This is a genomic window from Loktanella sp. DJP18, assembly GCF_049310965.1.
GTDB lineage: Bacteria > Pseudomonadota > Alphaproteobacteria > Rhodobacterales > Rhodobacteraceae > Loktanella.
Genome location: NZ_JBMERN010000037.1, coordinates 1 through 14899 on the forward strand (window position 1 = coordinate 1; position 14899 = coordinate 14899).

The following is a 14899-nucleotide window of genomic DNA, read 5'->3' on the forward strand; positions in this document are numbered from 1 at the left end:
ATCCCGCTACGCTGGAGGCTTTGCGTCACGACCCAAAACGGTGCATGGATTTCCTGCGACATCAGACATATGCTCTGTCCCCAAGACCCATCGATGCGAACAAGCTGGGTCACGACTTTGAGGCAAAGCATAGGGTGCGCCATGGCGGTGGGAATCTTCGACAGCGGATTGGGCGGGCTGACCGTCTATGAGGCGATACACAAGCGGCTGCCGGACTTGCCGCTGGTCTATCTGGGCGACAATGCGAACGCCCCCTACGGTGTGCGCGATGCGGATGATATCTATGATCTGACGACGCAGGCCACGCAGCGTCTGTTCGATGCAGGCTGCGATCTTGTGATCCTGGCGTGCAATACTGCCAGTGCCGCTGCCCTGCGCCGCATGCAGGAAGGCTGGGTGCCCAAGGGCAAGCGCGTGCTGGGCGTCTTCGTCCCGCTGATCGAAGCGCTGACCGAACGTGAATGGGGTGACAATTCCCCGCCGCGCGAGGTCGCGGTCAAGCACGTCGCCCTGTTTGCCACCCCCGCGACCGTGCGCAGCCGCGCGTTCCAGCGTGAACTGGCCTTCCGCGCGATTGGTGTCGATGTGGAGGCGCAGGCCTGCGGCGGTGTCGTCGACGCGATCGAGGACGGTGATTTCATCCTGGCCGAGGCACTGGTGCGGAGCCATGTCGACGCGTTGAAACGCAATATGCCGGACCCCGATGCCGCCATGCTGGGTTGCACCCACTATCCGCTGATGGCTGAGGTGTTTCAGGACGCGCTGGGCGCTGATGTAAAGGTTTTCTCGCAGGCCAATCTGGTGGCCGAGAGCCTGGCACATTACCTTGACCGACGACCGGAGATGGTCGGCAAGGGGACCGAGTCTCTGTTTCTGACGACGGGCGATCCCAAGCGGGTGTCGAGCCGCGGGACGCAATTCCTCAAGCATCCCATCACCTTCACGGCAGCCTGACGGCCGCCCTGTTGTGGCCGGCGCGCCGGTGCCTTAAATTCCACCCCAAAGGGGAACCACTCCATGACCCATAACGTCGCCATCCTGGGCGCTTCCGGCTATACGGGCGCGGAACTTGTGCGTCTGATCGCAACCCATCCGTCGCTGAACATCACCGGCCTGTCCGGCAATTCGAAGGCCGGCATGGCCATGGCGGATGTCTTTCCGCACCTGCGCCATCTGGACCTGCCTCGGCTCACGACGATCGAGGACATGGACCTGTCCGGCGTCGATCTGGTGTTCTGCGCGCTGCCGCATGCCACGTCGCAGGCCGTCATCAAGAACCTGCCGACGCATCTGAAGATCGTTGACCTTTCGGCCGATTTCCGGCTGCGCGACCCGGCGGATTACGAAAAGTGGTATGGCAAGCCGCATGCGGCGCTGGAGTTGCAGAAGGAGGCCGTTTACGGCCTGACCGAATTCTATCGCGACGAGATCAAGGGCGCGCGGCTGGTGGCCGGGACGGGATGCAATGCCGCGACCGGGCAATATGCGCTGCGGCCGCTGATCGCGGCGGGGGTCATCGAGCTTGACGACATCATCATCGACCTGCTGGCTGCCGTGTCGGGCGCGGGCCGGTCGCTGAAGGAAAATCTGCTGCACGCGGAATTGTCGGAAGGCGCGCATGCCTATTCCGCGGGCGGCACGCACCGTCATCTGGGCGAGTTCGATCAGGAATTCTCGCTGGTCGCGGGGCGTCCGGTGCAGGTGCAGTTCACGCCGCATCTGATCCCGGCGAACCGGGGTATCCTGGCGACCGTCTATGTGAAGGGCGACGCGGAGGAGGTGCATCGCACGCTGTCCGATGCCTATGTGGACGAGCCGTTCCTGATCGTGCTGCCACTGGGGCAGCATCCGTCGATCAAGCACATCCGGGCCAGCAACTTCTGCCACATCGGCGTCGTGAAGGACCGGATAGCCGGGCGCTGCCAGATCATCGCGACGCTGGACAATCTGACCAAGGGGTCGAGCGGGCAGGCGTTGCAGAACGCGAACCTGATGCTGGGCCTGCCCGAGACAGAGGGCCTGATGCTGGCCCCGGTGTTTCCATGAAGGGTAACGTGCGATGAGGGGATTGAAGAAGAAGCGGCGCGTTCAGGTGCTGGCGCTGTCCGGCGTGTGCCTCGCGGCCGTGCTGGGTCTATTAGCGCTGCTGCCGGACGATTCGTTCCAGTTCTTCCGCTCTCCCAGTGAGGTCGCAGCCGATCCGCCACGCGAGACGGAGCTGTTCAGGATCGGTGGACTGGTGGAGGAAGGCACGATCGTGCGCGGCACCGGGACCGAAGTGCAATTCAGTGTGACGGATGGCGGTGCCTCTATTCCCGTGACCTACACGGGCATCCTGCCGGACCTCTTTGCCGAGGGCCAAGGCATGGTCGGACAGGGACGTTACGTGAACGGCACCTTTCAGGCCGTTGAAATACTTGCAAAACACGATGAGTCCTACATGCCGAAGGAAGTGCTGGACGCGCTGAAGGAACAGGGCGTCTATGTGGCACCGGACGCTGCGGTCGCCACCAATTAACTACCCAACGTGATCTTCGGTCCTGCAATCACAGCAGGGGAAGATCATGCAGAGCGTGCAGGAGATCGCCGCCGACATCGTGCGGCGCGAGGGCGGTTTCGTCGACGATCCCGCCGATCCGGGCGGGGCCACGAACCACGGTGTCACGATCCACACGATGCGCCGCTTGGGCCTTGACGTGACGGGCGACGGCAAGGTCGACGTGTCCGATGTGCGGCGTCTGACGCAGGATCAGGCCACCGGGCTATTCATACAGCATTACTTCGACCGGCTCGGAATCGCACGGCTGCCAGACCCGCTGCAATCCAGTGTCTTTGACATGAATGTCAACGCCGGCAACAATGCCGTCAAGATTTTGCAACGCCTTTTCAACGCGATGCGCGTCGATGTTGCAGTCGATGGCGTCATCGGTCCAAAGACGGTTGCGGCGGCCGAGTGGGCAATGGCGGCGGCACCCGGTCACCTTGTCGACGCCTACGGGATCGCGCGGCGCAACTATTATTATGCGCTGGCCGACAGTCGTCCGGCGAGCCGGAAATACGCGCGGCGACAGGATGGCGGCAAGGGCGGGTGGATCACGCGGGCTGAAGAGTTCATGGCGCCGCGTTATCGACTGACAGACGCACAACATCGGGCAAGGGTTGCAAAATGGGACTGATGAGCAAGGTGTTGGGCTGGGTCGTTGGCGGCGGTGGCGGTGCGCTGGTGCAAACGGTCGAGGCTCTTCGCGAGAACAGCGAAAAGGGAGGCGCACGCATTTCGGACGAGAAGATCGCGGCGCTGGCGCAATTCGCGGCAGAGTTTCAGGGCGCGCGACCCGGGCTTTTCGACCGGATGATCGACGGCTTGAACCGCCTGCCACGCCCCATGCTGGCGTTCGGCACGCTGGGCCTGTTCGTGTCCGCGATGGTCAGCCCCGCGTGGTTTTCCAGCCGGATGGTCGGCGTCGCCCTGATCCCCGAACCCCTGTGGTGGCTGATGGGCGCGATCGTCAGCTTCTACTTCGGGTCGCGATATCAGGCCAAGGGACAAGAGTTCCAGCGCTCGGTCCACGAGACGGTGCTGATGGGGCAGGCCCTTGTCGCGGACAAGGTGAACGATGAACCGGAGGCACCGGTCCTGACCCGGACATCGCGGGACGCCGACGCCTTTGCCGACAACGCAGCACTGGCGGATTGGTGGGGGCAGGCGCGTGCAGAGTGACTGGATGGACGGTGTCGAGAAGCGGCTGATCGATCTCGAGACCCACAATGCCGTCAACAGCGTGCACCGCGCGAACGTCGCGGACCGCCTGCTGGCGATCGAGGACACGCTGAAGTGGCTGGTCCGCCTGATCATCGGTGCGCTGATCGTGGGTGGCGTCACCTACGCCATGCAAGGCGGCTTCACCGTCTGAGGCAATGCGGCGCACGTCGAATTGTGCGCCGCCCCGTATCCCGCGCGGTCGCGATGCGCTAGAACCGGGACATGTTGATCGAACTTGCCCATTTCGCCCTGATTCTGGCCTTTGGCGTGTCCATCGCCCAGATGATCGTTCCCCTGATCGGGGCCCACAAGGGCTGGCGCGGCTGGATGGCCTTCGCAGAGCCTGCGGCGAACAGCCAGCTCATCCTCGTGGGGTTCAGCTTTGCCGTTCTGATGCACGCCTTCATCGTGTCGGATTTCAGCCTGGCGCTGGTCTATGCCAACAGTCACACGGCCAAGCCGCTGCTCTACAAGATCAGTGGCGTCTGGGGTAATCACGAGGGATCGATGCTGCTGTGGGTGCTGATCCTGGCGCTGTTCGGGGCCTCTGCCGTGTGGTTCGGCGGCAATTTGCCCGCTACGCTCAAGGCGCGGGTTCTGGCGGTGCAGGCCAGCATTTCAGTCGCTTTCTATGCCTTCATCATCTTCACCTCGAATCCGTTCCTGCGCCTGCCCGAGGCACCGCTGAACGGGCGGGACCTCAATCCGCTGTTGCAGGACCCCGGGCTCGCGTTTCATCCCCCCTTTCTTTATCTCGGCTATGTCGGGCTGAGCATGACCTTCAGCTTTGCCGTCGCCGCCCTGATCGAGGGGCGGGTCGATGCCGCCTGGGGACGCTGGGTGCGGCCCTGGACGCTTGCGGCCTGGGTGTTCCTGACCGTGGGCATCGCACTGGGGTCCTGGTGGGCCTATTACGAGCTGGGCTGGGGCGGCTTCTGGTTCTGGGACCCGGTCGAGAATGCGAGCTTCATGCCCTGGTTGATCGCGGCGGCGCTCCTTCACTCTGCCATCGTGGTGGAAAAACGCGAGACGTTGAAAAGCTGGACGATCCTGCTGGCGATCCTGGCCTTCGGATTTTCGCTGCTGGGGACATTCATCGTGCGGTCGGGCGTGCTGACCTCGGTCCACGCCTTTGCCAACGACCCCGAGCGGGGGGTGTTCATCCTGTTGATCCTCGGCATCTTCCTCGGCGGGTCGCTGACGCTTTATGCGGCGCGGGCCGGGGTGATGCAGGCGCAGGGCGCGTTCGGCACCGTCAGCCGCGAAAGCGCACTGGTATTGAACAACATCCTGCTGGCGGTCAGCGCGTTCGTTGTGTTCATCGGCACGATCTGGCCACTGGTCGCGGAATTGGCCTTCGGGCGCACGCTGTCGGTCGGACCACCATTCTTTGACGCGGCCTTCACACCGTTCATGGTGCTGCTGGCGATCGTGCTGCCGCTGGGGTCGATGCTGGCTTGGAAGCGCGGCAGCCTGGGACGGGCGCGGTTGCCGCTCGCGGGGCTGGCAGTGCTGTCGATGGCGCTGGCGGGACTGTTCTACGCGATCTTTGCCGGGCGATCGCTGCTTGGTCCGGCGGGTGTCCTGCTGGGCGTCTGGGTCGTCGGCGGTGCCGCCCTCGATCTGTGGCTGCGCGCCGGGCGCGGGTCGCTGACCAACCGGTTGGGGCGCATCATGCGCCTGCCGCGCGGCGACTGGGGCAAGACGATTGCGCATGCGGGCATGGGGGTGACCATCTTCGGTGTCGCGGCGATGACCGCCTGGCAGCAGGAAGACATTCGCGTGGCCCGCCTGGGTGAGACTTTTGAGGTTGGAGCCTACAGCTTTACCCTTGATGACGTGCAGGCGGTCGACGGGCCGAACTATGCCTCGACCTTTGCCACGGTGACGGCGATCCGGGACGGTGGCGCGCCGATGGTGTTGACCCCGGAAAAGCGGTTCTACCCGGTGGCGCAGATGGCGACGACCGAGGCCGCGATCAGCAACGGCATCCTGCGTGACCTTTATGTCGTGATCGGCGACGCGCAGGACAGCGGCGGCTTTGCGATGCGTGTCTACATCAAACCCTTTGCGAACTGGATCTGGGGCGGCGCGATCCTGATGGCGATCGGGGGAATGGTGTCGTTGAGCGACCGCAGGCTGCGCTTTGCCGTTGGTGCGCGGCGCGGCACAGTGGTCGCTGCGGAATGAAGCGGCTGCTGCTGATCTTGATGTTGGCCGCGTCGCCTCTGTGGGCGGTGCAACCATCGGAAATGCTGGCCGATCCGGTGCTGGAGGCGCGGGCCCGTGAGATTTCCGAAGGACTGCGCTGCCCGGTCTGCCAGAACGAAAGCATCGACGAATCCAACGCGCCGATCAGTCACGAGCTGCGCGTGCTGCTCCGCGAACGTCTGGTCGCGGGCGACAGCGATCAGGAGGTCGTTGATTTTCTGGTCGCGCGCTTTGGTGAATTCGTCCTGCTGGAACCGGACCGCCGCGGGGCGAACCTGATCCTCTGGGCGGCAGCCCCGGTGCTGTTGCTTCTGGCGCTGACGGTCGGCTGGGTGACGATCCGCCGCCGTGCACCGGCAGAAACCCGGCTGTCCGAGGCTGAGCAAGCCGAACTGGACCGCATTCTGCGCTCGTGACGTGCGGTTCCGCTTTATCCGGCGGGGTCGCCGGTTAGTCTGACGCAAAGGTCAGAGGAGCCGCCACATGGATTACCAAGCGATCACCGTCGAAACCCGCGACGACGTGGTGACGATCACCCTCAACCGCCCGGAAAAGATGAACGCGCTCGGCACGCAGATGCGGGCCGAGGTGACGCAGGCCTTCACGGCGGCCCCGGATATGGGGCGCGTTGCCGTGCTGACCGGGGCCGGGCGGGCGTTCTGTTCCGGGCAGGACCTGGGCGACAGGGCGTCCGGAGCGGACATCGATCTCGAACGGACGCTGCGCGACGAATACGTGCCGATGCTGCGGGCGATCATCGATTGCCCCATCCCGACCATCGCCGCGGTGAACGGTCCCGCCGCCGGGGCGGGTGCGAACCTCGCTCTCGTGGCCGACGTCGTCATTGCATCGTCCGACGCCTACTTCGTGCAGGCCTTCGCGCGGATCGGCCTGATCCCCGACGCGGGCGGGACATGGTTCCTGCCGCGCCAGATGGGGCTGGCCCGCGCGATGGGCGCATCCCTGTTCACCGACAGCATCAGTGCGCAGCAGGCCGCAGACTGGGGCATGATCTATGAGGTGGCCGCTGCCGCCGACTTTGCCGATCACTGGCAGGCGCGGGCGGTGCAATTGGCGACCGGTCCGACGCAGACCTACACCCATATCAAGGCGGCGCTGCGCGCGTCGTTCGGCAACAGCCTGGACGAACAGCTGGAGCTGGAGGCGCGGCTTCAAGGCAAATGCGGCCAGACCCGCGATTTCCGGGAAGGTGTCGGTGCCTTCCTCGAAAAGCGCCCCGCACGGTTCGAGGGACGCTAGGTCGCGGGAACAAGCATCTGGCGGTCAGGTTGAACCAGCAACAGAAACGTTCCAGGAGCATTGCCATGTCTGTCGATATCGCAGCCAAAGACGACCCGCTTTTCACATCCGCCGATATGGGGGCGATCGCGCTGCCCAATCGGATCCTGATTGCCCCGCTGACCCGCAATCGCGCAGAGCCGGATGGCGTGCCGGGCGACCTGGCCACGACTTATTACCGGTAGCGCAGCAGTGCCGGGGTCATCATCACCGAGGCCACGCAGGTCTCGCCGATGGGCAAGGGCTATCTGGACACGCCGGGCATCCATACCGAGCAGCAGGCGCATCAGTGGAAGAAGATCGTCGAGGCCGTCCATGCGGAAGGCGGCAAGATCGTCATCCAGCTTTGGCATGTCGGGCGGATCAGCCATGTCTCGCTGCTGCCAGAGGGGCGTGTGCCGGTCTCGGCCAGTGCCAAACGGGCCGACCAGCAGACCTTTACCGCAAACGGATTCGAGGATTGTTCCGAACCAGAAGCCCTGACGATCGACGGGATCAGGGACACCATCGAGGAATACCGCGAAGCGGCGCGTCTGGCAAAGCTCGCCGGGTTCGCCGGGATCGAGGTCCATGCGGCGAACGGCTACCTCATCGACCAGTTTCTGCAGGACGGCGTGAACGATCGCACCGATGACTACGGTGGCAGCATCGAAAACCGGATGCGGTTTCTGAAGGAGGTGCTGGACGCCGTGGCCGATCACTGGGAGCCGCGGCAGACTGGCGTGCGCCTGTCGCCGCTCGGTCAGTCCAACGATATGTCCGACAGTGACCCGGAGGCGCATTTTGCTGAAGTCTACAAAATGCTGAACGGTTACGATCTTGCCTACCTGCATGTGGTCGAGGCATTTCCCGGCAGCGATGATGGCGGCCGCGACCTGATCCGGCGGTTGCGTCAGCATTACACCGGGTTTTACATCGCGAATGGCGGCTACGACGACGACATGGCGCCCGATGCGATCCGCAAGGGTCATGCCGACGCCGTGGCGTTCGGGCGGCCATTCATCGCAAACCCCGATCTGCCAAAGCGGATCAAGCTTGGCGCGCAGATGAACACACCCGACCAGGACACATTCTACGGCGGTGGCAAGGAAGGCTACATCGACTACCCGACGCTGGAGGAGGCCAAGGCGGCCTGAAACCGGCGACGCGGCTTATTCATCGCGATTACGGGGTGCCCGGCTCGTCCGGGTGCCCCACTCTGCGTGGTCCCGTCAGACGTTGCCGATCGGTGCGCCGGCACCGACGGTGCCAACCGAGGTGGATATGAGTTCGTGTTGCTGACCGTCGTCGGTGCCGCAAGTGAGCTTGTCGTCGCAGTCTCGGCTGCTGTCAGCCCACCGACGACATCGTTGCCGCTTGTTTCGTAGGCGACAAATCGATGGTGCGGTCGGCGTAGAATATCAGCGGCCCGCCATCGCTGCCTCCGACGGGGATGTCGACATTGGGCAGCCGTTCATGGTTACCGCTGCTCCCCAGGTTTCAGCGAACCCGTCCGTTGGGTGCCTTCTTTCCCGACCGACGTCAGGCGCACGCCGAAGTCCTGACGACTGATTTTCGCGAAGGTCAACGGCTGATCGGCATGCGACAGCGTGAACGGAGTGCCTGCGACATCGCCGGTGCCGATAACGAATTGGACGCCGCCGTCTATTTTGCCGAACACCTAGATCACTTTGCCGTTCATGTTGGGGTAGTTGTCGACCTAGGTTACGCTATCGGCCCTCGGCAGACGACCGGTCAGGTAAGAGCCGCTGACCGTCTTGCCCGTGGTCCAATTGGCCTCGGCTAGGTCGAGCTACAAGGCGTCGCGCAATTTTCGGCCATTCTGACCATTCTTCTACTCTCGTCCGTTGAACGCGGGCCGTGCGTGCAGGTGTCACGCCGCCGGGTGGCCCCGCGGCGTGTGGTTGGTTCAGCGCTTTTCGATGTCGATGTAGTCGCGCGCGGTCTCGCCCATGTAAAGCTGCCGCGGACGACCGATCTTCAGTTGCGGATCGGACAGTTGTTCCTGCCACTGGCTGACCCAGCCGATGGTCCGCGACACGGCAAAGATCGGCGTGAACATGGACGTCGGGAAGCCCATCGCCTCCAGAATGATTCCCGAATAGAAATCGACGTTCGGGAACAGCTTCTTTTCGGCAAAGTAGGGGTCGTCCAACGCGGCCTTTTCCAGCGCCTTGGCGACTTTCAGGGTCTCGTTGTTCTCGATCCCCAGAAGGTCCAGCACCTCGTCAGCGGATTCCTTCATCACCGTCGCACGCGGATCGAAGTTCTTGTAGACGCGGTGGCCGAAGCCCATGAGGCGGAAGGGATCTTCCTTGTCCTTGGCCTTCGCGATGAATTCGGGGATGCGGTCGACGGTCCCGATCTCGCGCAGCATCTCGAGACAGGCCTGGTTGGCGCCACCGTGCGCCGGACCCCAGAGGCAGGCGATGCCGGCAGCGACGCAGGCAAACGGATTGGCACCCGAAGACGAGGCCAGCCGCACGGTCGAGGTCGAGGCGTTCTGTTCATGGTCGGCGTGCAGCGTGAAGATGCGGTCCATCGCACGGGACAGGATCGGGTCGACCTGATACTGCTCTGCCGGGACGCTGAAACACATATGCAGAAAGTTCGATGCATAATCGAGGTCATTGCGCGGATACACGAAGGGCTGGCCGACGTGATACTTGAAGGCCATCGCGGCGATCGTCGGCATCTTGGCGATCAGGCGAAAGGCCGCGACCTCGCGCTGGCGCGGATCGTTGATGTTCGTGCTGTCATGATAGAAGGCAGACATCGCGCCGACCACGCCCACCATGATCGCCATCGGATGCGCATCGCGACGGAAGCCACGGAAAAACATCATCATCTGTTCGTGCAGCATCGTGTGATGCGTCACGAGGTATTCGAATTCTTCAAGCTGTTCCGAATTCGGCAGTTCGCCGTTCAGCAGCAGATAGCAGACCTCCAGGTAATGCGAATGGGCGGCGAGCTGGTCGATCGGATAGCCCCTGTGCAGCAATTCGCCCTTGTCGCCGTCGATAAAGGTGATCGTGCTGTCGGTCGACGCGGTCGAAGTGAAGCCGGGGTCGTAGGTAAAGACACCTGCCTGTGCATAAAGTTTGCGGATGTCGATGACATCGGGACCGGCGGTCGGCGTGAGGATCGGCAGATCGTAGCTTTGCCCGCCGATGGTCAGCGTCGCGGTCTTGGTGGATTCGGCCATGTCAGTCCCTTATGTCTGCGGCCACCGTGCTGGCGCGCCGCGTATCATCCGTGTTCTGCCGCCTGTCTGACGCAAAAGCGTAAGCGAAACGTAACTAGCTGGCAGTAGCGGCCCGCAGACGGGACAAGGTCTCATCCCGTCCAAGGACCAGCATCATGTCAAAGACACTGGGAGAGACCGACCGGCCGGCTAGGGCTGCGCGCAGCGGCCCCGCAAGCTTGCCCAGTTTGGTGTCCCGGGCGGTCGCAAAGGCGGCGAGGGCCTCCTCCAGCGTCGTGCGGTCCCACGTAACATTTTGCAATTGCGGCGTCAATTCGCCGATGAATTGCTGCGCTGTGGCATCAAGCTGGGCGGCGGCTTTCTCGTCCGGCACGATGGGTGTTTCAGAAAGGATAAAGTGGGCCTTTTCAATGATCTCCGGGAAGGTCTTCGCGCGCTCTTTGAGGTGTGGCATGGCGGCCAGAAGCCCCACGCGCTGACGCGTGGTCAGGGACATGGCACCGATGGCTGCCAAGTATCCCTCCAGTTCGTGCAGCAGTGCAGCATCGTCTCCGGCGGCGATATGCTGGCCGCTGATATGCTCCAGTTTTTTCAGATCGAACCGCGCCGGCGACTTGCCGATGCCGTCCAGATCGAACCACGCCTGCGCCTGTGCGTCGGTAAAGAATTCGTCGTCGCCGTGGCTCCACCCCAAACGCGCGAGGTAGTTGCGCATGCCCGCCGCCGGGAACCCCATCTTCTGATAATCGCTGGCGGCCGTCGCGCCGTGGCGTTTCGACAGCTTCTTGCCATCCGCGCCGAAGATCAGCGGAATATGCGCGAGCACCGGTTTGTCCCAACCCATCGCGTCGTAGATCATGTTCTGACGAAAGGCGTTCGACAGGTGATCGTCGCCGCGGATCACATGAGTCACGCCCATGTCGTGATCATCCACCACGACGGCCAGCATGTAGACCGGCGTCCCGTCGGACCGCAACAGCACCATGTCGTCAAGCTGGTCGTTCGACCACGTCACGTCGCCCTGGACCGCGTCGTGCAGCGTCGTGGACCCGTCGCGCGGGGCCTTCAGCCGCAGCGCATAGGGCGCGTCCGGGTGGTCGGCCTCTGCCACGTCGCGCCAAGGCGAGCGGAACAGGGTCGACCCCTTGTTTTCGCGGGCCTTCTCGCGGAAAGCCTCGATTTCATCCGGGGTGCTGAAACACTTGAACGCTGTCCCGGCCGCCAGCATCTGATGCGCAACCTCCGCATGGCGGCCAGCACGGGTGGCCTGGCTGACGGGGTCGCCGTCCCAGTCGAGACCGAGCCAGCGCAGCCCGTCCAGGATGACCTGCGTGTTTTCGGGGTTGGACCGGGCGATGTCTGTATCCTCAACCCGCAGCAGGAACGTGCCGCCGTGGCCGCGCGCATAAAGCCAGTTGAACAGTGCCGTGCGCGCGCCGCCGATGTGGAGGGCCCCAGTGGGCGAAGGGGCAAAGCGGGTGACGGGTGGCGGCGGGGACATCGAAGACATGCGGAGTTAACCTTTGATTTACCTGAATGGCGCAGGGTCGACCTGAGCATCGGGATAGGCAAAGCGGGGGACGGAAACAAGTGCAAGCGGTGCTGCGCGATGCCTTGCTGGCGCAGCGGGGAGGACTGATCGGTTGGCTGCCGGTCTGCCTTGGCATCGGCATCGGCGGCTATTTCGCGCTGCCACGGGAACCGGACGGATGGGTCTGGCCGGCCCTGGCGGTCGGAATGCTGGCTTGTGTCCTTTGCGCGCGCCTGGTGCCGGTGACGCTGCGGGCGCTGCTTCTGGGGCTGGCGACCGTGGTTGTCGGTCCCTTGCTGGCCAAGGCAGAGTCGTCCTGGGTGGCCGGGCCGGTGCTTGGCTTCCGGTATTACGGACCCATCGAAGGGCGGCTGGTCGAGATCGACCAGTCCGCGTCGGAGGCGGTGCGCCTGACCCTCGACAGCGTGCGCCTCGACCGCATGGAACCGGCCCGCACGCCAGTGCGTGTGCGCGTGTCGTTGCACGGGGAACAGCCGGATGCACCGTTCCTGCCGGGCGAGACATTGATCCTGACGCGACACCTGTCTTCGCCGCCGGGCCCCGCCGAACCCGGCGGATTCGACTTCCGGCGGTTCGCCTGGTTCAACGAACTGGGTGCGATCGGATATACGCAGACACCTGTGCTGACCCTGACGGCACCGACGTCGGATTGGCACCTTGCGGTCTTTACCGCGCGGATGCGGATATCGACGGCGATCCAGGCGGCGCTGCCCGGCGATCCGGGCGGCTTCGCGGCGGCCCTGGCGATCGGTGATCGGTCGGGGATGAGTGTCGCCAGCCAGCAGAACCTGCGCGACGCCAACCTCTATCATATCGTCTCGATCTCGGGCTTGCACATGGGGATGCTGACCGGGTTCATCTTCGTCATCCTGCGCGTCGGCCTGTCCCTGTGGCCTGCGCTGGCCCTGCGCGTTCCGGTCAAGAAGATCGCGGCCGTCGTCGCCCTGATCGTCGGTGCCGTCTATCTGGCCCTGTCGGGCGGCGACGTGGCCACGGAAAGGTCATACATCATGGTCGCCGTGCTGCTTGTCGCGATCCTGCTGGACCGCCAAGCCCTGTCGCTGCGCGGGCTGGCAGTGGCGGCGATCATCGTGCTGGTGATGCATCCCCACGCCCTGACCGGGCCGGGGTTCCAGATGTCGTTCGCGGCGACGGCTGCGCTGATCGTCGCCTTTCGCGCACTGCGCGGCAGTCATCTGCGACCGCCCTGGGTGCGGGCGGGGGTGACGCTGGTCATATCCTCGCTGGTTGCAGGTCTCGCCTCGGCCCCTTTCGCGGCCCTGCATTTCAACCAGATTTCGCACTATGGTCTGATCGCCAACCTGGTCACGGTGCCGATGATCGGTGCCGTCGTAATGCCGGCCATGGTCGCGGCGGCGGTTCTGGCCCCGGTCGGCCTGGCGCCTGCGGCCCTGTGGGTCGCGGGACTGGGCCTGCGCTGGACCCTGATCGTGGCCGAAACCGTGGCCGGCTGGGACGGGGCTGTCAGTCATGTCAAGACGCCAGCCCCAGAGGTGTTGCCCATCCTTGCCCTGGCACTGCTTTGGGTGATCCTGTGGCAGGGGCGCGCACGCTGGGGAGGTCTGGCCGGTGTGGTCGCAGCCCTCGTGCTATGGGTGCAATCCCCGCGACCGACGCTGCTGGTGGCGGACAGCGGCGGTCTGATCGGCTTGCTCGGGCCAGAGGGGCGGTCGCTGTCGGCACCGCGCGGCGACGGTTTCACCGCGGGAATCTGGATGGAGAACGACGGTGCCCCGGTGGATCAGGAGTTGGCGGCGCAACGCCCCGGTCTGATTGGTGCGGAAGGTCAGACGAGCGCCGTGATGGGCGGTTCACGCATCCTGCAAGTGCGCGGCAAGACGGCACTTGTGGGCATCGCGGACTGCAACGGTGCCGATGTGCTGATCACGAACCAGCCTGTGGCGGGGCAGCGCCCCTGCGCCGTCTACGATCCGATCCGCCTGCGCCAGACGGGCGCGCTGGCGTTCAACCTGGCAGCGGATGGAACGCTGGTCATCACCACCGCGTCGGATCTTGCGGGACAGCGTCCATGGACGATGTCACCGCCGCGCCGGCCATCGCTAGCCGTGCCGGATCAGTAGGTGCGGATCAACCCGACAAGCTTGCCCTGCACCTTGACCTGATCGTCGCGGTAGACCCGAGTCTCATACGCCGGGTTTGCGGCCTCCAGCGCGATGGAAGAGCCGTTGCGGCGAAAGGTTTTCAACGTGGCCTCCTGATCATCGACCAGCGCCACCACGATGTCGCCGCTGTTGGCGGTCGTCGTTTCGCGGATCACCACGACGTCGCCGTCATTGATCCCGGCCTCGATCATCGAATCGCCTTTGACTTCCAGTGCGTAATGTTCGCCCCTGCCCAGCATCGACTGCGGCACGGCTACGGAATGCGACACCTCTGATATGGCGGCGATCGGCACACCGGCGGCGATGCGGCCCATGACGTTGAGTTCGACCGCGGCGACGGTCGAGATGCGCTGCGCCGCAGGCGGCACGCTGTCGGGACGGTCGCCGTCGATGACCTGCGGCCTGAACCCCCCGCGTGCATGTTTTTCCGCCATGGCATCGGGCAGTTTCACGATCTCCAATGCGCGGGCGCGGTGGGCCAGACGGCGAATGAAGCCCCGTTCCTCCAGCGCCGTGATCAGGCGATGGATGCCGGATTTGGACCGCAGATCAAGCGCTTCCTTCATTTCATCAAAGCTGGGCGGCACACCGTCCCGCTGGATGCGGGTATGAATGAAATTCAGCAGGTCGAGCTGTTTCTTGGTCAGCATGTCGGGCCCATCAATCAGGTGGCGCAAGGCGCATTTCACCTTACGTTCTATCCCTGTTCCCCTTTTGTGTCAAAC

General features: G+C 64.1%; 14 protein-coding genes and 1 pseudogene. 11 read left to right on the top strand and 4 right to left on the bottom strand.

The genetic code is table 11. The features are described from left to right. Positions 1 to 141: 141 nt before the first annotated feature. The 10 genes and pseudogenes from ACOI1H_RS12270 (at position 142) to ACOI1H_RS12315 (ending at position 8409) form a co-directional block, all read left to right on the top strand. On the top strand, positions 142 to 954 hold the full coding sequence (locus tag ACOI1H_RS12270) for a glutamate racemase (protein ID WP_422437824.1): 813 nt from the start codon (positions 142 to 144) through the stop codon (positions 952 to 954). A 63-nt stretch (positions 955 to 1017) separates the two neighbouring features. After that, entirely contained in the window at positions 1018 to 2046 is a 1029-nt protein-coding gene (gene argC, locus ACOI1H_RS12275) for an N-acetyl-gamma-glutamyl-phosphate reductase (RefSeq protein ID WP_422437826.1), read from the top strand. A 13-nt stretch (positions 2047 to 2059) separates the two neighbouring features. Then, positions 2060 to 2518: a cytochrome c maturation protein CcmE gene (ccmE, locus tag ACOI1H_RS12280; RefSeq protein WP_422437828.1), complete on the top strand. Its 459-nt coding sequence runs from the start codon at positions 2060 to 2062 to the stop codon at positions 2516 to 2518. 46 nt (positions 2519 to 2564) lie between these two features. Then, a complete protein-coding gene (locus tag ACOI1H_RS12285) occupies positions 2565 to 3176 on the top strand; it encodes a holin-associated N-acetylmuramidase (protein WP_422437829.1) in 612 nt (203 codons plus the stop codon). Further along, the gene (locus ACOI1H_RS12290) at positions 3167 to 3721 is read left to right on the top strand and encodes a holin family protein (RefSeq protein ID WP_422437830.1); all 555 of its coding nucleotides are present in this window, start codon (positions 3167 to 3169) and stop codon (positions 3719 to 3721) included. Before ACOI1H_RS12285 ends, ACOI1H_RS12290 begins: the two co-directional genes overlap by 10 nt. After that, positions 3711 to 3914, top strand: coding sequence for a hemolysin XhlA family protein (locus ACOI1H_RS12295; RefSeq protein WP_422437832.1), 204 nt, complete (start codon positions 3711 to 3713; stop codon positions 3912 to 3914). Before ACOI1H_RS12290 ends, ACOI1H_RS12295 begins: the two co-directional genes overlap by 11 nt. A 71-nt stretch (positions 3915 to 3985) precedes the next feature. Beyond that, complete coding sequence (locus ACOI1H_RS12300; RefSeq protein ID WP_422437833.1) at positions 3986 to 5953, top strand: heme lyase CcmF/NrfE family subunit; 1968 nt, start codon at positions 3986 to 3988, stop codon at positions 5951 to 5953. Next, positions 5950 to 6390 (top strand): cytochrome c-type biogenesis protein, encoded by a 441-nt coding sequence (locus ACOI1H_RS12305; protein WP_422437834.1) that lies wholly within the window; start codon positions 5950 to 5952, stop codon positions 6388 to 6390. The genes ACOI1H_RS12300 and ACOI1H_RS12305 overlap by 4 nt, the downstream gene beginning before the upstream one ends. Before the next feature lie 67 nt (positions 6391 to 6457). After that, positions 6458 to 7234 carry an enoyl-CoA hydratase-related protein gene (locus ACOI1H_RS12310; RefSeq protein WP_422437835.1) on the top strand — a complete coding sequence of 259 codons (777 nt, stop codon included), beginning with the start codon at positions 6458 to 6460 and terminating at the stop codon, positions 7232 to 7234. 65 nt (positions 7235 to 7299) lie between these two features. Next, positions 7300 to 8409 (top strand): annotated as a pseudogene (locus ACOI1H_RS12315) (alkene reductase). Positions 8410 to 8732: 323 nt separating this feature from the next. Here ACOI1H_RS12315 and ACOI1H_RS12320 read toward each other — a convergent pair. The 3 genes from ACOI1H_RS12320 to gltX form a co-directional block, all read right to left on the bottom strand. Continuing rightward, a complete protein-coding gene (locus tag ACOI1H_RS12320; protein WP_422437837.1) occupies positions 8733 to 8933 on the bottom strand; it encodes a hypothetical protein in 201 nt (66 codons plus the stop codon). 249 nt (positions 8934 to 9182) lie between these two features. Further along, positions 9183 to 10478 carry a citrate synthase gene (locus ACOI1H_RS12325; protein WP_422437838.1) on the bottom strand — a complete coding sequence of 432 codons (1296 nt, stop codon included), beginning with the start codon at positions 10476 to 10478 and terminating at the stop codon, positions 9183 to 9185. A 94-nt stretch (positions 10479 to 10572) separates the two neighbouring features. Then, entirely contained in the window at positions 10573 to 11979 is a 1407-nt protein-coding gene (gene gltX / locus ACOI1H_RS12330; protein WP_422437867.1) for a glutamate--tRNA ligase, read from the bottom strand. A gap of 89 nt (positions 11980 to 12068) precedes the next feature. On the opposite strand from gltX, the gene ACOI1H_RS12335 reads away from it, so the two are divergent. Further along, the gene (locus tag ACOI1H_RS12335) at positions 12069 to 14132 is read left to right on the top strand and encodes a ComEC/Rec2 family competence protein (protein WP_422437840.1); all 2064 of its coding nucleotides are present in this window, start codon (positions 12069 to 12071) and stop codon (positions 14130 to 14132) included. On the opposite strand, the gene lexA is transcribed toward ACOI1H_RS12335, so the two are convergent. After that, complete coding sequence (lexA, locus tag ACOI1H_RS12340) at positions 14126 to 14824, bottom strand: transcriptional repressor LexA (RefSeq protein ID WP_422437841.1); 699 nt, start codon at positions 14822 to 14824, stop codon at positions 14126 to 14128. The two genes, ACOI1H_RS12335 and lexA, sit on opposite strands and share 7 nt — an antisense overlap. Between the last annotated feature and the right edge of the window lie 75 nt (positions 14825 to 14899).

Bases quoted from the DNA above. Each gene is read 5' to 3' on its own strand.
- ACOI1H_RS12305 (WP_422437834.1), top strand. From the start codon at position 5,950: ATGAAGCGGCTGCTGCTGATCTTGATGTTGGCCGCGTCGCCTCTGTGG.
- ccmE (WP_422437828.1), top strand. From the start codon at position 2,060: ATGAGGGGATTGAAGAAGAAGCGGCGCGTTCAGGTGCTGGCGCTGTCC.
- argC (WP_422437826.1), top strand. From the start codon at position 1,018: ATGACCCATAACGTCGCCATCCTGGGCGCTTCCGGCTATACGGGCGCG.
- ACOI1H_RS12300 (WP_422437833.1), top strand. From the start codon at position 3,986: ATGTTGATCGAACTTGCCCATTTCGCCCTGATTCTGGCCTTTGGCGTG.
- ACOI1H_RS12325 (WP_422437838.1), bottom strand. From the start codon at position 10,478: ATGGCCGAATCCACCAAGACCGCGACGCTGACCATCGGCGGGCAAAGC.
- gltX (WP_422437867.1), bottom strand. From the start codon at position 11,979: ATGTCCCCGCCGCCACCCGTCACCCGCTTTGCCCCTTCGCCCACTGGG.
- ACOI1H_RS12285 (WP_422437829.1), top strand. From the start codon at position 2,565: ATGCAGAGCGTGCAGGAGATCGCCGCCGACATCGTGCGGCGCGAGGGC.
- ACOI1H_RS12310 (WP_422437835.1), top strand. From the start codon at position 6,458: ATGGATTACCAAGCGATCACCGTCGAAACCCGCGACGACGTGGTGACG.
- ACOI1H_RS12290 (WP_422437830.1), top strand. From the start codon at position 3,167: ATGGGACTGATGAGCAAGGTGTTGGGCTGGGTCGTTGGCGGCGGTGGC.
- lexA (WP_422437841.1), bottom strand. From the start codon at position 14,824: ATGCTGACCAAGAAACAGCTCGACCTGCTGAATTTCATTCATACCCGC.
- ACOI1H_RS12270 (WP_422437824.1), top strand. From the start codon at position 142: ATGGCGGTGGGAATCTTCGACAGCGGATTGGGCGGGCTGACCGTCTAT.